Source organism: Nocardia mikamii NBRC 108933, assembly GCF_001613505.1.
GTDB classification, from domain to species: Bacteria; Actinomycetota; Actinomycetes; order Mycobacteriales; family Mycobacteriaceae; genus Nocardia; species Nocardia mikamii.
The window spans coordinates 125,634-147,187 of record NZ_BDCM01000008.1 but is presented as its reverse complement, the minus strand read 5'-3'; the positions used below and the strand labels follow the sequence as shown (position 1 = coordinate 147,187).

The window sequence follows — 21,554 nt, the reverse complement described above, 5'->3', positions numbered from 1 at the left end:
TCCAGGGCGGGGTGCCCGCCCGGACCGTGCGCGGGCCATGTCGACCGGACCGATCCGCCGGCGCCTCGTCGTCGGGCCGCGCGTGCCGCGATCGGCCGCTGCCGCCGCGGGGATCCACCACCGGGATCGGTTCGGTTTCGTCGTTCATTTCGCCGTTCAGTCTTTCATTCCCGGGTATGGGAAAGCTGAGAATGAGCTTTATCGGGTTGTGACATCCTGCACGATGACGGCCACGAATGCCTACCCGCCGCGCAGGCTAGTCCGCTGCGGCAGCGGGGAATCCGAGAATCGCGCACAGGTTGTCGAGGTGGATGTCGAAGACCTGGGCGCGGTCGGTGAAGGTCTGCGCGCCGTACATGTCGAAGACGTCGAAGCTGACCGCTCCGAACAGGCCCGTCCACACCGTCAGGGTGCGCGCCATCGCCCAGTCCGGCATTTCCAGCCCGAATTCGGCGCGGATGCGTTCGATGTCGGCGGCCAGTTCGGCCGGGGCCGCCGGGACGGGATCCGGGGCCGCGAGTTCGCCCGTGCGGCAGGCGGTTTCGATGATGGTCAGCAGGGATCCGATCACCCGGGTGCCGGGGGCGGTGGTCTCCTGGGCGGGTGCGTCGTAGCCGGGGACGGGGGTACCGAACAGCAGGCCGTAGCGGGCCGGTTCGGCCAGCGCCCAGTCGCGCACGGCGTGGGCCAGTACCCGCAGCCTGGTGGCGCCGCCGGCGGGAGCGGCGGCCAAGGCGGCGTCCACGGCGTCGGCCAGTTCGGTGTAGCCGTCGACGACGAGCATGGTCAGCAGTTCGTCGCGGCTGCGCACGTAGCGGTACACCGCCGAGGAGACCACGCCGAGATCGCGGGCGACAGCGCGCAGCGATAGCGCCGCGGCGCCGTGCACCGCGAGATGTTCACGGCCGATGCGCACGATCTCGTCCATCGTGCGGGCCCGGGCGCGGGATCGGGGTGTGCTCATACTCCCAGCCTGCCATATAGAGAGCGGTGCTTACCAGAGTGATCGGCGATCTGGCGATTCCGGTCACCCTTGTCACGGACCGTGAGGCAGATTACTGTTACCCGCCGGTAATGAGCACGAGCGGCGCGCCGACCAGGCATGAAGGCATTTAGAGGTACCGAAAGACACATCTAAATGACTCGGTAGTAGCGTTGATATTCGTCACCGGCGACACACACTCACGGAGGCCCGATGAGACACCATGCGCAGCCCGTTCCCGGGGCCGACCGGTTGCGGGTGGCCCGCACCTCGCAGGAGCGGCCATGACCGCACACGACACCGATTTCGACGTCCTGATCGTCGGCTCCGGATTCGGCGGCAGCGTCACCGCGCTGCGCCTGGTCGAAAAGGGCTACCGGGTCGGCATTGTCGAAGCAGGTCGCCGCTTCGCCGACGACGAACTCCCCGAAACCAGTTGGGACCTGCGCAAATTCCTGTGGGCGCCCGCGCTGGGCTGCTACGGCATCCAGCGCATCCACCTGCTGCGCGATGTGCTGATCCTCGGCGGCGCGGGCGTCGGCGGCGGCTCGCTCAACTACGCCAACACCCTCTACGTCCCGCCGGAGCCGTTCTTCCAGGACAGCCAGTGGCGCGACATCACCGATTGGCGCGCCGAGCTGACCCCCTACTACGAGCAGGCCACCAAAATGCTGGGCGTGGTGCGCAACCCGCACATCACCCCCGCCGACGAGGTGTTCAAACAGGTCGCCGACGACATGGGCGTCGGTGACACCTTCGTGCAGACCCCGGTCGGTGTGTTCTTCGGCGAGCCCGGCAAGACCGTGGCCGACCCGTATTTCGGCGGTGTCGGCCCGCAGCGCACCGGCTGCCTGGAATGCGGCGAATGCATGACCGGCTGCCGCCACGGCGCCAAGAACACCCTGGTGAAGAACTACCTGTATCTGGCCGAGCAGGCCGGAGCGCAGGTGCTGCCACTGACCACCGTCACCGCGGTGCGGCCGCTGCCCGAGGGCAGCTGGCAGGTCGACACCCGCCGCACCGGGGCGAAGATCCGACGCTCACCGGCTTCCTACACCGCCGGGCACGTCGTCCTCGCCGCCGGCACTCGCGGCACCCAGAAGCTGCTGTTCGACATGCGCGACAAGGGAATTCTGCCGCAACTGTCGCCGCGGCTGGGCGAGCTGACCCGCACCAACTCCGAATCCATTCTCGGCGCGGCGACCCCGACCGTGGATCCCGACCGCGACTTCACCCGCGGTGTCGCGATCACCTCCTCCATCCACCCCACCCCCGACACCCACATCGAACCGGTCCGCTACGGCAAGGGATCCAATTCGATGGGGCTGCTGCAGACGCTGATGGTCGACGGCGGCGGCCGGATCCCGCGCTGGCTGCGTTTCCTGCTGGAAGTGCTGCGCCATCCGCTGACCCTGCTGCGCATGCTCAGCGTGCGCAACTGGAGCGAACGCACGGTCATCTCGCTGGTGATGCAGCATCTGGACAACTCCATCACCACCTACACCAAGCGGGGCGTGTTCGGCCGCAAGCTGACCTCCAAACAGGGCCACGGCGAACCGAATCCGACCTGGATCCCCGCCGGTAACGATGTGACCCGCCGCGTGGCGGAGAAGATCGGCGGCACCGCGGGCGGCACCTGGGGCGAGGTGTTCAACATCCCCCTGACCGCCCACTTCCTGGGCGGTGCGGTGATCGGCGCCGACCCCGAACACGGTGTCATCGACCCCTACCATCGCGTCTACGGCTATCCGACGCTCAGTGTCGTCGACGGCGCGGCGGTGTCGGCGAACCTGGGTGTGAACCCGTCGCTGACCATCACCGCGCAGGCCGAACGCGCGGCCGCACTGTGGCCGAACAAGGGCGAAAACGACACCCGCCCCCCGCAGGACAGCCCTTACCAGCGCATTTCCCCGGTCGCGCCGCGCCAGCCGGTGGTTCCGGCCTCGGCGCCGGCGGCCTTGGTGTTGCCGATCGTCGAAATCACTCGCGACAGCGCCTGATTCATCCGCGCGCCCTCGATCCGGCCGCCGTGGCGATACCTCGCCGCGGCGGCCGGATCAGTTCGCGGAGATGTGGGCGAAACCCATCGGCGAGGTCGGCGGCGGCGCGGAGGTGAGCGGAGCCCGGAATTCCTGCAGCGCGGCGAGCACGTCGACGTGCCGCCCGGCATAGCAGCGCACCTGCGGCAGCGCGTGGGCGACCTCGCTGCGTTCCATCGCCTCGGCATCGATATAGCCGATCGCGTCGAGCTCGATCCGCAACTGGGCCGCGATCCGCGTGATCGCCGCCGATTTGCGGCCCCACCCGACCTCGACGGCGGCGAACAGCCCGTGCAGGCCGTGACGTTCCAATTTGTCGGTCGTCCAGGACCATTCGCCCCGGCTGGCCACGGCGTGCATCACACCCCGGCCGGTCAGGGTGTGCAGCGCCCGCACCGCGTCCGGGCGCAGCGCACCACTGGTCGAATCGCAGACCACACCGTCCCACATGGTGTTGTCCAGTTCCCAGACAAGACATTTCACTGCCGGTGCTGTCATCTCGCCCCTACGGTCCACTCTCCTCAACACCCACGTCGGCCACGCCCGCGGGCACGGCCGATGGGTACACCGCCACCATCCAGGTACCGATTGTGCCGGACAAGCCCCCGCTTTCCTGGGCCGGTCCCGCGAGAGGTCATAGTAGGGATGCGGGGCCGCGCACACCAGCCCTGGCAAACCACTGGCTCGCGGCCTCGGCTCACAGCGTCGGTATCACCAGCGGGACGGCCTCCACCGGATGCCCGGCCTGGATCGGGGCACCGATCGAGGCCACCCGCCACAGGCCGCCGTCGCGATACACCTTCGCCACCACCATGCCGGTGTGCGGGCCGCCGCCGCGCAGATTGCCCCGCGCCAGCTCGGCGGTCGAGGAACCGTCGATCATGCGCCAGTAGCCGTTTCGGATCCGTTCGAAGGTATGCCCGGCATACGAGGTGACCACGAAGACCACCGACGTCACCTGCGCCGGTAGCCGGGCCAGGTCCACGGTGATGACCTCGTCGTCACCCTTGCCGTCACCGGTCAGGTTGTCCCCGGAGTGGCGCACCGCGCCGTCGCGGGAGGAAAGCTGCTGATAGAACGCCACATCCACGAGCGTCTGGCCGACGAACAGCAGCGCCGAGGCGTCCAGGTCGATCTCGAGGGCGCGCAGCCCGCGCGGGCCGTGCACCTTCATCGGATCCCACCCGACACCCATCTTCACCATCGACAGCTCACCCTTGCGAATCTGGTTGAGCGCGACCTCCTGGCCGGGCGCCAGCACCGCCGGGCCGCGATAGGGCAACTCGTCGGCCCCGCCGCCCACCGAGACACCGTGCGCGGTCACCAGCGCCGCGAATCCGGCCGGGAATCCGTGCCCGAGCGGGCGCACCTGCCAGGTGCTGCCGACCCGGTCCAGATCGGCGACGATCACCGCCGGTTCCTCGCCGAGGCCCTCGACGGTGTACTCGTACACCGCATTTCCGCTCGGATCGGCCACGACCAGCTGCGGCGGCGCGTAGTCACCGAAACGATCCTGTTGCTCCTCGAGCGAGGCCACGATCCGCACATGCTCGATTTCCGGTGGGAGCGAACGCAATCCGATCGACAGCTCCGGCCGCCCGGAGGCCAGGCGCACCCCGTGCGCGGCGGGCTGGTTGTAGAAGATCAGATCGGTTTCGTCACGGACCCTGCCGGCCGAATTCAGCAGCAGCGCCGAAACATCGACGGGTTCGCTGTGCCGGACGGATACGACGACCTCGTCGTGGGTCAGACGGTCCACCTGTCCCTTGGTCAACTGAGCGGCCACCCTCCCACTCTACGTCGACTCCCGGCGGTATCCGGGCAACACGGGCGCACCCGCCCCGCCGATTCCGGTACGGCCGGGCGCGGCGGGTAGCGTGAGCGGCGACGGTGGATCGCGACGTCGAAAGGGACGCGAATGAGGTCGCGGGCGCGACGGGCACCCGGTCACGGGCCGCGATGGGTCACGGCGGCCGCGGTGGTCTCGGCCGTACTCGCGGCCGCCGGATGCGGCAGCGACGACTCCGCGATCACCGAATCCGCCACGCCCGCAACCACCACGCCCGCCACGCTCACCTCCGCGGCGCCGACCGGCCCGACCGGCGGCGCGCCGACCACCGAACCCGCCGCCGATCCCTTCGCCGACAGCCCGCTGATCGATCACACCGAATGGACCGATGACCCCGACGGCCGGCGCCTGCACGTCTACCCGACCGCCGCCGGCCGCGCCGACCAATTCCCCGCCGCACTGGACCGCGCCTGGTCGGAGGTGCTCGCCGACTCCCCCGACGCCGATTCGCCGGGCATGTACGACCAGTTCCACTGCCATTGGGTGTGGGCGCGGATGGTCGCACCGAACAAGCCGAGCTGGAATCTGGAGCCGTGGCGCCCGGCCGTCGGCTACCAGGCCACCGTCCAGGCGATGTGCAATCCCGGCGGCCCCGATCCGGCCGGAAACTGACCGCGAAACTCGCCCGCTCCGACCACGTTCCACGCTCCTGGACGATCGACCGGTGAAATGCGTTGTCCGCGACCGGGTTCGAAGGTCACCGCGGGGATAGGTATCGTGGATACGGTCGCCAGCGTACGAGCCGAAGGGAGCGTCACGTTGCGGTCGCCGACCCCTCGGCCCGCGCACGCCCACCCGGCGAGCGCCCCGGCCTCCGCGCACACTCCCGCGCACATCACCGCCCGGATCCCCGCGTCGCGGGCGTGCGAACCTTCCGGCCCGGCGCACACCGAGACCGCTGCGGTGCGCGAGCTGGGAGCGGTTCGCGACCTCTTCCCCGCGCTCACCGACGACGGCCCCGTCTATCTGGACAGCGCCGCAACCACTCAGAAACCGCTGCCGGTGATCGAGGCGATCGAGGGCTATCACCGCCACCGCACCGCCAACTCCGGACGCGGCACCTATCCGTGGGCGACGACGCTGACCCGCGCGATCGAACAGGTCCGCGCCGATACCGCCCGCTTCCTGCACGCCGAACCCGACGAGGTGGTGTTCACCGCGGGCGCGACGGCCGGACTCAACGCGGTCGCCCTCGCCTGGGGTCTGACCACCCTCGCCGACGGCGACGAAATCCTCTACAGCCCACGCGATCACGCCTCCAACGTGTATCCGTGGCTGCAGTTGCGGGCCACGCTGGCTCATTTCGGCCGCCGGGTGCGGCTGGTCCCCTACCGGACCACCGCTCTGGGCGAGGCCGATATCGACGACATCACCGCCAAACTCGGCCCGCGCACCCGGCTGCTGACCGTCAGCCACCTCCACCACGTCTACGGTGCCCGCAACACCCTCGAGGAGTTGCGCGGCCGCCTCGACCCCCGGGTGGCGGTGTGTTTCGATTGCAGCCAGAGCGGCGGGCACATCCCGGTCGACGTGCGCGAGCTGGGCGCGGATTTCGCGGTGCTGTCGGCGCACAAGATGTTCGCCGCACCCGGCACAGGGGTGCTGTTCTGCCACCGCCGCCTCCACGACCAGCTGGGCCCGTTCCTGCCGGGTGGCAATTCCGGTGTGAGCGTGCGGGATTCGGCGTTGCTGCCGGAGCCGATGCCGCATCGCCTGGAAGGCGGAACCCACAACATCCCGGGCATCCTGGCGCTCGGCGCGGCCCTGCGAGTACTCGACGCGATCGGCATCGACACCGTCGAACAGCACAACCGGATGCTGACCCGCCGGCTCGTCGACGGCATGCGCGCACTACCCGGACTGCGCCTGCTGCCCGGCCCCGCACACGCCCCGTGCGACACCGGATACGGCATCGTGTCGTTCACCCTCGACGGCGTCACCGCCACCGACCTCGGCTTCGTGCTCTCGGAACTGGGTTTCCTCGTTCGCACCGGCGCGCACTGCATCCCCTCCGACACCGCCGACGAGCACGCCGAACTGGTTGCGGCCGAAGCCGATTCGGTGCGAGTGAGTACCCATGTCTACACCACGGCCGAGGAGATCGACCGGTTCCTCGGTTGCCTCACCACCATCGCCACGGAGGTCCGATGACCACACGCCGCGAATCCGCCGCAACCGCCGTCTCCACCGCCGATCCCGGCCCGGACCCCGGCGCCACCGTGGGCAGCGCATCGGATTACGATCGCCGCACCGCGTCCCGGATCCTCGCAGAACTGGCCCGCCCCGGCCTGTTCACCGCCGCCACACCCACCCCGGCGCGCACCGTCGCGGTCACCCGCACACCGTTGCGGCCCGAACCGGGCAGCCATCTGACGTTGTCGCAGCGGCTGTATCTGGAGTCGTTCATGCGTCCGTGCCGCGCCGATCAGGTCACCAGCGCCACTCATCGGGTGGTGTGGACCGACAGCGACGGCATCCCCAACACCGGCCACGTCCGCACCGGCGGGCTCGGGCCGATCGTGCCGGTGGCGGTCCGCGAAACCGTGCTCGCCCTGTGGCACAGCCTCGAAGCAGATACTGCACTCGCCGAACGAATCGCGGCGCTCACCCCGCACGACCGCGCGGTATTGGGCGCGACCACCACCGATCAGGATCCGATCGACATCTTCCGCGTCGGTATCGAAGCCACCGGCCGCGCGCTGGCACAGCACGCACTGCTGGCCGAGTCCACACCGTATCGGACCGCCACCGAATTTGCCTGTGGGCTGCGCGATTCCGGCATCTTCGCCGCGGTCGCCACCCGCTGGTACTGGGAGCAGCAGGCCTCCACCTATCGGCGCGGCATGATCGCGGCCGCCTTCGACACCCAGCCCGACGGCACTGTCCGCTACACCGCCGACACGATCGCCACCCTGCGCGCGATGAAGGACGCCACCATCCACGACGCCCACACCGTGATGCTGCGCGCAACGAACGAGGAGGGCCTGTCGGTGGAGGCGGCCATCGGCAGATATCACGACGAACTCGACCTGATCTCACGCCAATACGCGCTGCTTGCACCGGGGGCGCGCCCGTCGTGCCTGGCGGCGATGCCACATCGCGTCGACGGCGAACACTACAGTCTGCTGCCCGAGGTGGTCGATCGGTTCGTGGACCTGTTCACTCATACGGTCTCCGGACTCGACCTCATCGAAACACCGGATGCCACCGGCGATCTCGCGGGCACGGCCGGCCATCTGTTCTATGTGCCGGATATGAATTGCAAACACTGTGTGCGCACCATCGGCGGTGTGCTGGAATCGATGCAGATCGCGGTGCACGAGATCGATCTGATCAGCAAAAGGGTGCGCGCCGAATTCCGCAGCGCACGCAACCGGCACCGAGCCTTCGAAGCGCTGCGCGACAGCGGTTACAACCCCACCCTCGCGGCCCCGGGCCCGGGCGAATGAGCGCACCGCCCGCGTTACCGGCGCTGCTGCATCCCCTGGTTCGCGCCTATCTCGGCTGCCCGCGCGCGCTCACCGCGGCCGTCGACCGGTTCGGCACACCGGCGCATCTGCTGTTTCCGCAGGTCTACCTCGACAATCTGCGACAGCTTCGAGCCGTCCCGGTGCGGCATCGGCTGCGCCATCGAATCTGCTACGCGCACAAGGTGAACCATTCGCAAGCTCTGCTCGCGACCGCGCACCGAGCCGGTATCGGTGTCGACGTGGCCTCCGCCCAGGAGCTCACCGCGGCCCGCGACGTGGGATTCGCGCCCGGCGATATCGAGGTGACCGGGCCGAAGGGCAGGCGGTTGCTGAGCGCACTCGCCGGTACCGGTGTGACGGTGAACGTGGACAATCCGTGGGAGCTACGCGAGCTGACGGCTCTGGCCGGCCCGTCGGCACCGATCCCGGTGCTGTTGCGGCTGAGCGGATTCCCCGGCCCCGGCGGGCAGGTGGCGGTGAGCAGGTTCGGCATCGGCCCCGGCGAGGTGGCCGAACAACTGACGCTGCTGGCCCAGTGCCGGGATCGAATCAACTTGCGCGGTTTCGCTTTTCATCTCGATTCCGGCGATATCGGTGAACGGGTGCGCGCGGTGGAGGCGTGCCTGGACTGGATCGAGCGCGCCTACGCCCACGGCCTCGCTCCCACCGTGCTCGACATCGGCGGCGGGTTCCGGCAGGTGTTCACCGCCGACGCCGACCGCTTCGACCACTACACGCTGGCACTGCGGGAATCGCTGATCGGGCGCGGCGAGCCGATGAGCTGGGCGGGCAACACCTTCGGATACACCGTCGACGACGCCGGCGCCCACGGCATCCCGATCTTCCACAAATACGCCAACACGATGTCCGGGCCGCGGATGCTCGACGACCTGCTCGCCGCACCGCTGCCCGCGCACGGCGGGCAACCGCTGGCGCGGGTACTCGCCGACAACCTGCTGGAACTGTGGTGCGAACCGGGTAAGGCGCTGGCCGATCATGCCGGAATCACCGTGGCGGGCGTGGAATTCGTCAAGCGCGCGGCCGACGGCAGCATCGTGGTGACCGTCGACATCGGGCGTGACACGATCACGCCCGCCGACCAGGAGGTGATGGTGGATCCGCTGCTGCTGCCCGGACCCGAATCCGCAGATCGCGCCACCGACGATCCCGGCGGTCCGGTCGGGGTCTACATCGGCGGGCATCTGTGCCTGGAACGTGATCTGATCAGCAATCACAAGGTGTGGTTGCCGCGCCTGCCGCAGCCCGGTGATCTGCTGGTTTTCCCGAATACCGGCGCCTATCACATGGATTTGTCGGCAGCGCGCGCATCGATGCATCCGCTGCCGCCGAAACTGGCCGTCGATTACCGCGACGACGGCTTCCACGTGGTGCCCGACGCCGACTACCGACCCGGGAGGTCGTGATGCGCTACGACGACATCACCGACCTGATCGGCGATACTCCGCTGTTGCGGCTGGATCCAGCCGTGCACCGGCTGCCCGGGGTGGAACTGTATGCCAAACTCGAGTTCTACAACCCGTTCGGTTCGGTGAAAGACCGCGTCGCCTGGGGCATGATCCGCGACGAGCTCGACGAGATCACCGCCCGCGGGCAGACACTCATCGAAGCCTCCAGCGGCAACACCGCCAAGGCGCTGCGGCTGCTGGGTGCCCGCCACGGGGTCGGCCTGCACGCGGTGACCAACCGCATCAAGGTCGACGAGGTGCGCGATCTGCTGCAACTGTTCGGCACGCGGATCGAGGAGTTGCCGGGGCTGTCGGAATGCCCCGATCCGACCACCCCCAACGACGTCTACTCGGTGATCGAGACGACGATGGCGAAAAACCCTGGCGCCTACCATCATCCGTCGCAGTACACCAACGAGAAGAACATCGACGCCCACTACCACGGCACCGGACGCGAGATCCACGAGGATCTGGCCGCCGCCGGCGTGGGCGCCGACTACCTCATCGGCGGACTCGGCACCACCGGATCCACCCGCGGCACCGCCACCTATCTGCGCAAACATCATCCCGAGCTGCGCACGGTCGCGGTGGTGTCGCAACGCGGCGACTTCATTCCCGGTATCCGGTCGGAGACCGAGATGTGGGATGTGGGGTTGTTCCAACCGGAGTTCTACGACCGGATCGTGACGATCGATGCGGCCCGGGCGATCGAGGCCACCCTCGAATTGGCCACCGGCTACGGCATTCTCGCCGGCCCCACCAGCGGCGCGGGATACGCCGCCGCGCTGCAGGTGTTGCGCGACCTGCCGCCGCGACCGAATCCGGTCGTGGCGGTGCTGATCGTGTGCGACCGCATCGAACCGTATCTGTCCTACATCAAGAAGCGGCGCCCGGACCTGTTCGGCCGCACGGGTTCCGCGGTGCCCGCACCCACCGACGCGGAACTGGACTCCGTGCGCGAACTGTCCCCGGGCGAATTGCGCGAACTCGACGCCACCGGCCGCCCGACGATCGTCGACACCCGCGGTGCGATGGCCTACCGGATCGGGCACATCCCGGGCGCGATCAACATTCGCGACGACCAGCTCGACGACATGTTCGCCCACGGCGTGCCGTTCTCCCGCTCGCGCCCACTGGTTTTCGTCTGCCCCGTGGGTGACCTGTCGCGCCGCTTCGCCGCCCGGGCTGCCCGCTCCGGATACGATGCGGCCAGCCTCGCGGGCGGCATCGTCGCCTGGCGCGACGCCGGGTTCGACCTGGAAACTGCGGCGCCGCCGGCGATCTGAACCCGGGGTAATTATCGCGTGTGTCACTTGCCGCTGTAGACGGGGAAGACGCTGTGCTCGCCGTAGTCGCGGGCGCGCAACTCGCGAAGGGCGTTCATGTCGCGGTCGGTGATCTCGAAGTCGAGTTGGGCGTTGCTGCGCATGTGGTCGGGGTTGGCGGTCTTGGGCAGTGAGACGGTTCCCAGTTGCAGGGTGTAGCGGATGCACAGCTGTGGAATGCTCACCCCGTACCGATCGGCCATCGCCGCGACGTCGGGATTGTTCAGGATTTCTCCATGGGCGATGGGTGAGTACGCCTCGACGAGGATGTTGTGGTCCTCGCAGTAGGCGATCAGTTCAGTGGGCGTGTTACCCGCGTGGACGAGCAGCTGGTTCACCTGCGGGGTGACGGTGCAGGACGAGAGGATGTTGTCGAGGTCTGCCTGCTCGAAGTTGGAGACGCCGATCGAGCGAAGTTTGCCGGCCTGGTAGGCGTTTTCGAGCGCACGCCATGCTTCGCGGTTGCCCTCGGCGTAGTCCCCGCCACGGAAATCGTCCCACGGCTGGGGACTGTGGATCAGCATGAGATCGACGTGGTCCAGGCCCAGCGTGGCCAGCGACGCGTCGATCGCGGCGACCGCTCGGTCGTAGTCCTTGATCTCGGCGGCGAGCTTGGTGGACACGAACAGGTCCTCCCGCGCGATGCCGCTGCCACGGACCCCTTCGCCGACGCCGCGCTCGTTGCCGTAGGCCTGCGCGGTGTCGATGTTGCGGTAGCCGATCTCGACCGCCGCCTCGACGGCGTCGGCGGCGGAGTCGTCGTCGATGAACCAGGTGCCCAAGCCCAGCTTCGGGATCTCGACACCGTTGGACAGGGTATAGGTCTCGTTCAGGATGGTCATGCGTTGTCTCCGTTCTTGTTCGGCAGCTCGCCGTACACCTCGTCGGTGACCGGTTCGAGCCATTCGTTGCTGACGTTCTCGCCCGGGGTGATGAAGGCGAGGTGGGAGAACCACGAGTCGGCCTTCGCCCCGTGCCAGTGCTTGGTGCCCGCCGGAACGCGGATCGTCGTTCCCGGCTCCATACCGACCGGTTCCTCGCCGTCGGCCTGGTACCAGCCAGAGCCTGCCGTGCACAGCAGGATCTGGTCGCCGCCGCCTTCGGTGCCGTGATGGATGTGCCAGTTGTTACGGCAGCCGGGCTCGAAGGTGATGTTGGCGACGGGAACGCTCCCACCGGTCAGCGGAGCGTTGTAGCTCTGGCCGATGAAGTACTGCGCGAAGGCGTCATTGGGCTCCCCGAGCGGGAAAATCTGGTCGAATCCGTTGTCGCTCACGGTGTCTCCTGTTCTGTTCTTCGTGGATGGCGTGTCCTTCACTGGTCGAAGACCTGTTTGGCGACGGTCATGGCGCTCATGCCGTTGGGCCAGCCGGTGTAGAAGGCGAGGTGGGTGATCGCTTCTTTCAGTTCGGTCTCGGTGACGCCGTTGTGGCGGGCGTAGTCGAGGTGAAAGGTGAGCTGGTCGGTTTTGCCCATCGCGGTGAGCGCGGCGACGGTGATCAGGCTGCGGTCGCGTTTGGACAGGCCCTCGCGTTCCCACACCTCGTCGAACAGAACTTTGTCGGTGTAGTGGACCAGGCCGGGCGCGAAGTCGCCGAACGCGCGCTGCCCACCGGTCCAGCCGGTGCTCTGTTCCTCGGTCATCGCTGCTTCCTTTCGTTGTCGGGGTGCGATGTCGTGGTTCGGGGCACGCCGGTCGATGCCACCGGCGCGGATGCGGCCTGCGGGATTGCGACGGATGTGCTGATACCAGGCGCCGATGAGCATCATCGCCGCGCCCCGCGCGAACCGCGCACCCACCAGCACAGGCAGGGCCGGGCGAGACCGCGCACGATCGAAGCCAGCACGAACACCACCGTTTCGTCCGAGAACGCGCGGGGAGCACCGACGCGATCGCTCATCGACCCAGCCGTCAGCAATAAGACAGCAAACATTAGGGTATAGCCGCCGAGCATCCACTGCAGCCCCGCCACCCCACCATCGAGGTCGGCGCGGGTCGAGGGCGGCGTCACGTTCACCGACCGGGTCCACGGTGCCGACGAAGAAGCCCAGCATCGCCGCCGCCAGCGCCGATCGAGCATGACCAGCACGGGTAACCGGGCCGGACGCTTGTGCGTGCGGCGGTGTCACCCACGGGTGTACTGAAGTGGAGGGCGTGGTCACGGCATCCAGCAAACCGCTGTTCATGCCCGGGCGGGAGGGCGCGTTACGGGGGTATTGATTCAACCTCCCTCACCGTGGCGTTCCTCGTACCGTGGGTGGTGTGGACAACCGAGCCGAGATCAGAGACTTCCTGGCAACACGTCGGGCCAAGCTCACCCCCGAACACGTAGGGCTCCCCGCAGGTGGGCGTCGCCGCGTGCCGGGGCTGCGCCGCGAGGAGGTCGCTGTGCTCGCCGGAGTCAGCACCGACTGGTACATCCGCCTGGAAAAGGGCCATGTCGGCGGCGTCTCCGACGATGTCCTCGCCGCGGTGGCCCGCGCGTTGCAGCTCACCGAGGCCGAACGCGAGCACCTGTTCAACCTCGCCCGCACCGCCAAACCCGCCCGCACCCCACGTCGCCTCGCCAAGGTCCAGGTCCCGGCGAGTGTGCAGCGGGTGATGGACTCCATGACCGGCACCGCCGCGTTCGTCCGCAACGGCCGTCTCGACATCCTGGCGAGCAATCAGCTCGGGCGAGCCCTCTACGCACCGGTGCTCGACAATCCCGCATACCGCGGCAATATCGCCCGCTTCGACTTCCTCGATCCCCGCGCCGGCGACTTCTACCCCGACCACGACGGCGCCCTCGCGGTCGCTGTCGCGCTGCTGCGCGCCGAGACCGGCCGCCACCCCGACGACCCGGACCTCACCGCGCTCATCGGTGAACTGGCCACCCACAGCGAAGCGTTCCGCACCCGCTGGGCCGCCCACGACGTCCGCATCCACCGCGGCGGGATCAAGACCTTCCACCACCCCGCCGTCGGACACCTCGAACTCGCCTACGACTCCATGGAACTCGTCGCCGCGCCCGGGCTGATCCTCACCGCCTACACCGCCGAACCCGCCACCGAATCGGCCGGCAACCTCGCCCTGCTCGCCAGCTGGGCCGCCACCGACCACACCACCTCCGCCACCGGCACGACCTCCAAAACTGGCAACCCACCTCGCAACTGAGAGATCCGACAACGCTGTCAAGGCTGCTCAGAACAAGGTGTCGCGTACCCGCAGTGGCCGGTAGCCGGTCGGGCCGAGCTGGGCCGGCTCGTTCGCGAAGTAGCGGCTCATCGGCCGCGCCGTGGTCGATTCCTCACCGGCCGGACACCGGAGAACCTGGTGAGCACACGGTGATCGGGGGGCGTAAGTCGTTGCCGCGCAACGGCTTTCATCGCGGGCGCGGACGTCGGATGTGTTCGGTCATGGCCTCGGCGATCGGCGCCGGTGGGGGCGCGGCCGGCGCGGCCTGGGTGCGGGCGTCGTGGGAGAGGCGGATCAGCAGTGCCACGATCACATAGTTGGCCAGCAGCGACGATCCGCCGTAGGACATGAACGGCGTGGTCAGACCGGTCAGCGGAATCAGCTTGGTCACACCGCCGATCACCACGAACAGCTGCCAGCCCACCGAGAACGCGAGCCCGCCGCCGAGCAGTTTCCCGAACGCGTCACGCGTGGCCAGCGCCGCGGCGAAACCGCGCACGGTGATCACCCCGAACAGCAGAATCACCGCCGTCAGCCCGAACAACCCCAATTCCTCACCGATGGTGGAGATGATGAAGTCGGTTTTGGCGAACGGCACCTCCTGCGGCCGGCCCGCCCCGAGCCCGGTCCCCCACAGTCCGCCGGTGCCCAGCCCGAACAATCCCTGCGCGATCTGATAGCCGTTGGTGTAGTAGGTGGCCATCGGATCCTCCCAGACCCGCACCCGCACCCGCACGTGCGCGAACAGGTGGTAGGCGACCACGGCGCCGACCGCGAACATCGCCACCCCGATCAGCAGCCACGACGCCCGCCCGGTCGCGATGTACACCATCGCCAGCACCGTGCCGAACACCAGCAGCGAGAAACCCAGATTCTTCTCGTACACCAGCACCAGCACCGACACGAACGTCACCACCAGCAGCGGACCCAGATCGCGCAGCCGCGGCACCGTGAACCCCAGCACCCGCCGCCCGGCCGCGCCGAACAGGTCCCGGTTGGCGACCAGGAACGCCGCCACGAAGATCAGCAGCAGCACCTTGGCGAATTCGCCGGGCTGAATCGAGAACCCGGAGAACAGGATCCAGCTCTTACCGCCGTTGACCTCGCTGAAGCGGGCGGGCAGCACCGCCGGGATCAGCAACGCCACCACACCCGCCAGCCCGCACGTGTAGGCGTAGCGGGCCGGCTGTGTGTGGTCGCGCACCACCACCAGCACCAGCGCGAACAACGCGATACCCGCTGCGGTCCAGATCAATTGGTGCGCGGCGTCCGACGACGGCGCGGCCACGCCCTTGGCGGCGGCGCTCGCAGCCTCGGCCCGGTCGAGCCGGTCGATCAGCACCAGCCCCAGCCCGTTGAGCAACACCACGCACGGCAGGATCACCGGATCGGCGTGCGCGGCGAACTGCCGCACCGCCAGGTGCGCCAGCAACGTCAGCCCGGCGAACACCAGCAACGACCACTGCAGCGATCGGCCGTCGTCACCACCGGCGGCCGCGGACATGATCCACGCCGCGATACTCACCACGACCGCCGCCGCGGTACACAACATCAATTCCGTACGCCGCGGCCGACCGCGCACGATCGGTCCCGATGACATCCCGGTCCGCAGCGCATTCATCGTGTCCAGTATGCGGATCGCCGCCGCCGCGTGCCGTCCGGCCGTGCCGCACCCGGACCGGCCCCGGTGCCCGGATGCGCGAACTACCAGGCTCAACTGGCACGATGGGCACGTGCATATCGCGTTCGGGGTTGTGGCCGTGCTCGCCGTGGCGGTCGCGCTGGCGGCGCTGGCGCGCCGTATCGGCATGGCCGAACCACTGCTGCTCACCGTCGCCGGGGTCGTCGCCTCCTACCTGCCGTTCGTCCCGCAGATCGACATCGATCCGGAGTGGGTGCTGCTGGGTCTGCTGCCGCCGCTGCTGTACACGGCCTCGATCAGCACCTCGCTGCTGGAATTCAAACCGAAGAAGGTCTCGATCACCCTGCTGTCGGTCGGCCTCGTGCTGGCCACCACCTTCGCGGTCGCGGCGGTGGTGTGGCAGCTGCTGCCGGTGCCGTTCGCGGCCGCGGTCGCACTCGGCGCGATCGTCGCGCCGCCGGACGCGGTGGCCGCGATCGCGGTGGCCCGCCGGGTCGGGATGCCGCGGCGCATCGTCACCCTGCTCGAGGGCGAATCGCTGTTCAACGACGCCACCGCGCTGGTCGCGTTGCGCACCGCGATCGCCGCGATGGCGGGCAGTTTCAGTGTGTGGCAGGCCGGCGGCGACTTCGTCTACGCGGCCGCCGGTGGCGCGGTCATCGGCATCGCCGCGGCCGCGGTGCTGGTGCTGGTGCGCCGCCGCATCACCGATCCGGTGCTCGACACCGGGGTGTCGTTGCTGGCGCCGTTCGCGGCGTATCTGCCCGCCGAGGCCGCACACGCCTCCGGCGTGATCGCGGTGGTGGTGTGCGGGCTGATCCTCGGCCAGGGCGCCCCGGTATGGCAGTCGGCGGCCTCCCGCGTGGCCGAACGCACCAACTGGCGCACCATCCAATTCCTGCTGGAGAGCGCGGTATTCCTGCTGATCGGCCTGCAGGTCCGCCACATCGTCGACGACGCCTGGCACAGCGGACTCGACCACGCCACCATCGTGTTCACCGCCGTCGCCGTGCTGGTCACCGTCATCGTGGTGCGACCGATCTGGGTTTTTCCCGCCACCTACTTCTCCTGGTTCGTCGAAAGCCGCCCCCGCGGCAAACCCAAACCCACCTGGACCGGCCCGGCGGTGGTGTCGTGGGCCGGGATGCGCGGGGTGGTCACCCTCGCCGCGGCCACCCTGCTGCCCGACGACACCCCGCAGCTGGCGACGCTGAAACTGCTGGCCCTCGTCGTGGTAGGCGGAACGCTGCTGCTGCAGGGTATTTCGCTGCCTGCGCTGGTGCGGGTGCTGCAACTGCGCGGTCCCAGTCGCGCCGAGGACGCGCTGCAGGAGGCCGCGCTGTTGCAGCAGGCCACCACCGCCGGACTCGAGGCCCTCGACGAGGCGGTCGCCCCCGAAACTCCGCCCGAGGTGGTGGCGAGCCTGCGCGACCGGGTGGCGCGGCGCAGCCACGCGGCATGGGAACAACTCGGGCGCGCGGAGTCGGTGCGCGTCACCCCCAGCGGCGAATACCGGCGGCTGCGGCTGGTGATGCTGCACGCCGAACGCGAGGCGGTGCTACGCGCCCGCGACGGTGGCGGCATCGACCACGAAGTACTCGAACAGGTGATGACCGCGATCGATCTGGAAGAGTCGACGATCGACCGGATCAGCGAGGCCGACGACGACGAGGCCGCCGCTCCCCTGGCCGCCCCGGTCTCCGGCGGCTGTGAACACCTCGTCGCCGCACCGCACACCCACACCCCCGACCATCCCGACTGCTGTTCCGAATGTGTCGCCGAGGGGTTGACGTGGGTGCATCTGCGCATGTGCCTGACCTGCGGGCATATCGCCTGCTGCGATTCCTCGGTCGGCAACCACGCCACCAAGCACTTCCACGACTCGACGCATCCGGTGATGCGCAGTGTGGAGCCCGGCGAGAAATGGCGCTGGTGTTATGTCGACGAAATCCTGGGCTGAACCGAACCGTTAGGCTCGAGACCGTGCGAACAGGTCAGGACTCCGCCGACAACGACACCCGCATCTGGGGTGGTACCACGCTCACCGAGCGCCGCGAGGCGCGCCGGACCGCGTTGCTCGAGGCCGCGTTGGACCTGATCGGCGAGGCCGGGGCGGGCGCGGTCACCATGCGCGCGGTGTGCCGGCGCGCGGGGCTGACCGACCGCTACTTCTACGAAAGTTTCACCGGCCGCGACGATCTGCTGGACGTGCTCTACCGGCAGGTCGCCGACGACTTCCGGGAACCGATGACCTCCTTCGCCGCGGCCGCCGATCCCGACCGCGACCGCGAACTGGCGAGGGTGCTGGTCGACAAGGTCCTCGCCGATCCCCGCAAATCGCGACTGTTCCTGGTCGAACCGTATTCGAGCACCGGTTTGGGCCAGACCACGATCGCGGTGATGCCGACGTTCACCCGGCTCATCCAGGATCATCTGTTCACCGATATCGACGATCCGATGCGGCGGCGGATGGCCGCGGTCACCATGGCCTCGGGCAATGCCGGACTGTTCGCGGCCTGGCTCAACGGCTCGCTGCGCGCCGACCGCGATCAGGTGGTGGACCATCTGGTCGCGGTGATCGGGGCGTATCGGTCGATGTATCGCGGCTGACTCCCCGGCCCGCGCCGGTGAATTCCGGCCGCGGCGCTCGTCTGTCCCGGTGAGAGCCCGTGTGGGAGAGTCGAAGGAGCGACGAGATGGCGACAGTGGTGTGCGGAGCGAGTATGTCGCTCGACGGATATATCGCCGGGCCGGAGGAATCGGGATTCGAGCATCTGTTCGCGTGGTACGAGGCCGGTGACCGCGTCTACCCGAGTACCCATCCGGAGTTGCGGTTCGCGATGACCGAGGTCGATCACGACCATGTCGCGGCCTATCTCGACGCGGTGGGTGTGTTCGTGGTCGGGCGCCGGCTGTTCGACCTCACCGACGGCTGGGGTGGGATCCACCCGTTCGACCGGCCGATAGTCGTTGTCACCCATCGCATTCCGCAGCAGTGGATCGACTCGCATCCCGGGGCGCCGTTCACCTTCGTCACCGACGGGATCGAGGCCGCGATCGAGCGCGCGGCCGCGATCGCCGGCGACCGGGCGGTGGGCGTCAACGGCGGCACGATGGCCCGCCAGACCCTCGAGGCCGGACTGCTCGACGAGATCTGGATCGATCTGGTGCCGGTGCTGCTCGGCGGCGGCACACCGATGTTCGATCATCTCGGCGCCGCACCGCACCTGCTGGAGGATCCGGTTGTCGTGGCGGGCAAACGGGTCACTCACCTGCGTTATCGGGTGCGCCGCTGAGTTCCGGGTGCGGCGACGCTTCCGGCTCCTCGTGCGGTGCCGTACCGGGGCGGCCCAGATCGGCCGTGGGCGGCTCACCCAGACGCGCGGCCATCCCGTCCAGGACACAGACCAGGCCGAAGTCGAACGCCAGCGCTCGTGCCACCTCCGGATCCTGTGGTAGCGCGTCGCGGTAGTCGGCGCGCAGTTGCGGATAGTCCGCGGCCAGCTGGTCCATCGAGGCGAGCACCGATTGGTGGTCGACCTCGCCGCCGACGGCCTTGCGGTAGGTCAGTTCCGGAATCACCTGTCCCAGAATGAAACTCATCACCAGGGCGGTGGCCAGGTAGACGTCGGTGCCGTCGAATCCGGCCCGCAGGCAGGTGCGGCGCAGCCGGTCGGTGAGCGCGAAGGCGTGGGGGCCGACGCTGGGCAGCTGTCCCAGCAGGCTCGCCGCCCACGGATGCGATCGGATGGTGGCGCGCAGACTGTAGGCGAAGGTGGTGAAGACCTCCCGCCAGTTCGCGTGGTCGGGATCTGGTGTCTCGACCAGTCCCCAGACCTCGTCGAGCGCCAATTCCAGGAGCTCGTCCTTGTTGGCCACATACCAGTAGAGGCTGGTCGCCCCGGCGTTGAGGCGCGCGCCGAGTTTGCGCATGCTCAGCGCGTCGAGGCCGTCGGCGTCGAGCAGTTCCACGGTGGCCGCGACGATCTGATCGCGGGTCAGCCCCGACCTCCTGGGCGGGCGGGCCTGCCGCATCCACACCGAGCTGAACGGTTTGGTCACGGCACCACTGTAATTGCCTCGCACACTGTTCGAGTTTATCGTACGCTGCTCGAGTGGAATCGAACACTGTACGAGAATCCGCCGAGACGCCCTCGCGCGATCCCCGCCGCTGGTGGATCCTGGGTGTGCTCTGCCTGTCCCTGCTGGTGCTGATGATCGACGGCACCGTCCTCAACCTGGCCATCCCGTCCCTGATCCGGGAACTGGGCGCGAGCCCGTCCGACATCCAGTGGATCCTCGACGCCTACGTCCTGGTCTTCGCCGGACTCCTGCTCACCGCAGGCAGCCTGTCCGACCGGTTCGGCCGCCGCCGCATGCTCATCACCGGACTCGCGGTCTTCGGCGCGGCGTCACTGCTGGCGGTCCTGGCCAGCGAACCGTGGCAGGTGATCGCCGCCCGCGCCGCGATGGGCGTCGGCGGTTCGCTGCTCATGCCCTCGACCCTGTCGATCCTGATGACGACCTTCGAGGAGGACGAACGCCGCAAGGCGATGGCCGGCTGGTCGACGGTGTCGATGGTCGGCATCGTCCTCGGCCCCACCCTGGGCGGTTTTCTGCTGCAGCACTTCTGGTGGGGGTCGGTCTTCCTGCTCAACATCCCCGTCGCGATCGTCGCCATCATCGCCGCGGTGGTCCTGATGCCCGAAACCTACGGGCAGCAACGACCGGTCGACCTCGTCGGCGTCCTGCTGTCGATCGCGGCGCTCACCGCGACCGTCTACGTGATCATCGAACGCGAATGGAATATCCCCGTCATCGCGCTCGCGGTGGTGGCCGCGGCCGGATTCACCTACTGGGAGTACCGCTCGCCGCATCCGATGCTGCCGCTGGCGGTGTTCCGCAATCGCGACTTCACCGGCACCTGCCTGACGCTGCTGCTGATGGTGTTCGGCATGGGCGCGGTGATGCTGATGCTCACCCAGTACCTGCAGTTCGTCCTCGGATACGGCCCGATGAAAGCGGGGCTGGCACTGCTGCCCTACGCCGTGGCCGCCGCGGTGTGCAATGGGCTGGGCGCCACTCTCGGCAAGAAGCTGAGCAACAAAACCCTCATCGTCGCCGGCTTGGCGGTGATGGCCGCGGCGTTCGTCATCCTCGCCAACGCCGACAGCTACGCGTGGGTGCTCACCTCGATGCTGGTGATGGGCGTCGGGGGTGGCCTCGCCGGCCCCGCGGCCTATGCCGCGATCATGAGCGCGATCCCGCTCGAGCACGCCGGTGTGGGCTCGGCGATGAACGACACCATCCAGCAGGTGGGTATGGCCGTCAGCATCGCGGTGCTCGGCAGTGTGCTGGCGGGCGTGTTCACCTCGCACATGCCGGCCGACGTCCCGGCGGCGGCGCGCGAGAACATCGGCAACGCCTTCGCTCTCGGCTTCGGCGAACCGGCGAAGTCGGCGTTCACCACGGCCATGTCCTACGGGGCGTGGATCAGCGCCGGTTTCAGCCTCGCGGCCGCGCTGCTGGGCCTGGTACTGCTGCGCCACCGCGCCGCGCAACCGGCTCCGCACCCCGAACCGGCACAGGCGAGCTGAACCGCT

The 21,554-nt window shown here is 68.6% G+C and carries 20 protein-coding genes; 11 read left to right on the top strand and 9 right to left on the bottom strand.

Annotation, left to right across the window (positions count from 1 at the left end):
- Window positions 1-256: 256 nt before the first annotated feature.
- Complete coding sequence (locus tag NMI01S_RS11240; RefSeq protein WP_062996297.1) at window positions 257-964, bottom strand: TetR/AcrR family transcriptional regulator; 708 nt, start codon at window positions 962-964, stop codon at window positions 257-259.
- Between the two features lie 302 nt (window positions 965-1,266).
- Between NMI01S_RS11240 and NMI01S_RS11235 the strand changes: the two genes are divergently transcribed.
- A complete protein-coding gene (locus tag NMI01S_RS11235; protein WP_062996294.1) occupies window positions 1,267-2,982 on the top strand; it encodes a GMC oxidoreductase in 1,716 nt (571 codons plus the stop codon).
- A 57-nt stretch (window positions 2,983-3,039) separates the two neighbouring features.
- On the opposite strand, the gene NMI01S_RS11230 is transcribed toward NMI01S_RS11235, so the two are convergent.
- Together NMI01S_RS11230 and NMI01S_RS11225 are read right to left on the bottom strand one after the other, a co-directional pair.
- Complete coding sequence (locus tag NMI01S_RS11230) at window positions 3,040-3,519, bottom strand: HAD-IIIC family phosphatase (protein ID WP_036501131.1); 480 nt, start codon at window positions 3,517-3,519, stop codon at window positions 3,040-3,042.
- A 199-nt stretch (window positions 3,520-3,718) separates the two neighbouring features.
- Window positions 3,719-4,807, bottom strand: coding sequence for a TerD family protein (locus tag NMI01S_RS11225; protein WP_062996291.1), 1,089 nt, complete (start codon window positions 4,805-4,807; stop codon window positions 3,719-3,721).
- A 132-nt stretch (window positions 4,808-4,939) separates the two neighbouring features.
- Here NMI01S_RS11225 and NMI01S_RS11220 point away from each other — a divergent pair, with 132 nt between their 5' ends.
- The 5 genes from NMI01S_RS11220 (at window position 4,940) to NMI01S_RS11200 (ending at window position 11,092) form a co-directional block, all read left to right on the top strand.
- Entirely contained in the window at window positions 4,940-5,482 is a 543-nt protein-coding gene (locus tag NMI01S_RS11220) for a DUF2599 domain-containing protein (RefSeq protein WP_062996289.1), read from the top strand.
- Between the two features lie 105 nt (window positions 5,483-5,587).
- Window positions 5,588-7,021, top strand: a complete 1,434-nt coding sequence (locus NMI01S_RS11215; RefSeq protein ID WP_245716815.1) for an aminotransferase class V-fold PLP-dependent enzyme — start codon at window positions 5,588-5,590, stop codon at window positions 7,019-7,021.
- Entirely contained in the window at window positions 7,018-8,319 is a 1,302-nt protein-coding gene (locus NMI01S_RS11210; RefSeq protein ID WP_245716814.1) for a heavy-metal-associated domain-containing protein, read from the top strand. Before NMI01S_RS11215 ends, NMI01S_RS11210 begins: the two co-directional genes overlap by 4 nt.
- Window positions 8,316-9,764 carry a type III PLP-dependent enzyme domain-containing protein gene (locus NMI01S_RS11205; RefSeq protein ID WP_062996287.1) on the top strand — a complete coding sequence of 483 codons (1,449 nt, stop codon included), beginning with the start codon at window positions 8,316-8,318 and terminating at the stop codon, window positions 9,762-9,764. The genes NMI01S_RS11210 and NMI01S_RS11205 overlap by 4 nt, the downstream gene beginning before the upstream one ends.
- On the top strand, window positions 9,764-11,092 hold the full coding sequence (locus NMI01S_RS11200; RefSeq protein WP_062996284.1) for a pyridoxal-phosphate dependent enzyme: 1,329 nt from the start codon (window positions 9,764-9,766) through the stop codon (window positions 11,090-11,092). The genes NMI01S_RS11205 and NMI01S_RS11200 overlap by 1 nt, the downstream gene beginning before the upstream one ends.
- A gap of 23 nt (window positions 11,093-11,115) precedes the next feature.
- Here NMI01S_RS11200 and NMI01S_RS11195 read toward each other — a convergent pair whose 3' ends face one another.
- The 4 genes from NMI01S_RS11195 to NMI01S_RS11180 form a co-directional block, all read right to left on the bottom strand.
- A complete protein-coding gene (locus NMI01S_RS11195; RefSeq protein ID WP_062996282.1) occupies window positions 11,116-11,973 on the bottom strand; it encodes an aldo/keto reductase in 858 nt (285 codons plus the stop codon).
- On the bottom strand, window positions 11,970-12,407 hold the full coding sequence (locus tag NMI01S_RS11190; RefSeq protein WP_062996447.1) for a cupin domain-containing protein: 438 nt from the start codon (window positions 12,405-12,407) through the stop codon (window positions 11,970-11,972). Before NMI01S_RS11190 ends, NMI01S_RS11195 begins: the two co-directional genes overlap by 4 nt.
- A gap of 38 nt (window positions 12,408-12,445) precedes the next feature.
- A complete protein-coding gene (locus NMI01S_RS11185; protein ID WP_062996445.1) occupies window positions 12,446-12,775 on the bottom strand; it encodes a carboxymuconolactone decarboxylase family protein in 330 nt (109 codons plus the stop codon).
- A 122-nt stretch (window positions 12,776-12,897) separates the two neighbouring features.
- The gene (locus NMI01S_RS11180) at window positions 12,898-13,221 is read right to left on the bottom strand and encodes a hypothetical protein (protein WP_157126129.1); all 324 of its coding nucleotides are present in this window, start codon (window positions 13,219-13,221) and stop codon (window positions 12,898-12,900) included.
- A gap of 173 nt (window positions 13,222-13,394) precedes the next feature.
- Between NMI01S_RS11180 and NMI01S_RS11175 the strand changes: the two genes are divergently transcribed.
- A complete protein-coding gene (locus tag NMI01S_RS11175) occupies window positions 13,395-14,288 on the top strand; it encodes a helix-turn-helix transcriptional regulator (protein ID WP_218020975.1) in 894 nt (297 codons plus the stop codon).
- A gap of 208 nt (window positions 14,289-14,496) precedes the next feature.
- Here NMI01S_RS11175 and NMI01S_RS11170 read toward each other — a convergent pair whose 3' ends face one another.
- The gene (locus NMI01S_RS11170) at window positions 14,497-15,930 is read right to left on the bottom strand and encodes an FtsW/RodA/SpoVE family cell cycle protein (protein ID WP_062996277.1); all 1,434 of its coding nucleotides are present in this window, start codon (window positions 15,928-15,930) and stop codon (window positions 14,497-14,499) included.
- 112 nt (window positions 15,931-16,042) lie between these two features.
- On the opposite strand from NMI01S_RS11170, the gene NMI01S_RS11165 reads away from it, so the two are divergent.
- The 3 genes from NMI01S_RS11165 (at window position 16,043) to NMI01S_RS11155 (ending at window position 19,247) form a co-directional block, all read left to right on the top strand.
- Entirely contained in the window at window positions 16,043-17,911 is a 1,869-nt protein-coding gene (locus NMI01S_RS11165) for a Na+/H+ antiporter (protein ID WP_062996443.1), read from the top strand.
- 23 nt (window positions 17,912-17,934) lie between these two features.
- The gene (locus NMI01S_RS11160; RefSeq protein ID WP_062996274.1) at window positions 17,935-18,561 is read left to right on the top strand and encodes a TetR/AcrR family transcriptional regulator; all 627 of its coding nucleotides are present in this window, start codon (window positions 17,935-17,937) and stop codon (window positions 18,559-18,561) included.
- Window positions 18,562-18,647: 86 nt separating this feature from the next.
- Window positions 18,648-19,247, top strand: coding sequence for a dihydrofolate reductase family protein (locus NMI01S_RS11155; RefSeq protein WP_062996272.1), 600 nt, complete (start codon window positions 18,648-18,650; stop codon window positions 19,245-19,247).
- On the opposite strand, the gene NMI01S_RS11150 is transcribed toward NMI01S_RS11155, so the two are convergent.
- Window positions 19,216-20,013 (bottom strand): TetR/AcrR family transcriptional regulator, encoded by a 798-nt coding sequence (locus tag NMI01S_RS11150; RefSeq protein ID WP_084512867.1) that lies wholly within the window; start codon window positions 20,011-20,013, stop codon window positions 19,216-19,218. The two genes, NMI01S_RS11155 and NMI01S_RS11150, sit on opposite strands and share 32 nt — an antisense overlap.
- 53 nt (window positions 20,014-20,066) lie before the next feature.
- Here NMI01S_RS11150 and NMI01S_RS11145 point away from each other — a divergent pair, with 53 nt between their 5' ends.
- Entirely contained in the window at window positions 20,067-21,548 is a 1,482-nt protein-coding gene (locus tag NMI01S_RS11145) for an MFS transporter (protein ID WP_062996270.1), read from the top strand.
- Window positions 21,549-21,554: the final 6 nt, after the last annotated feature.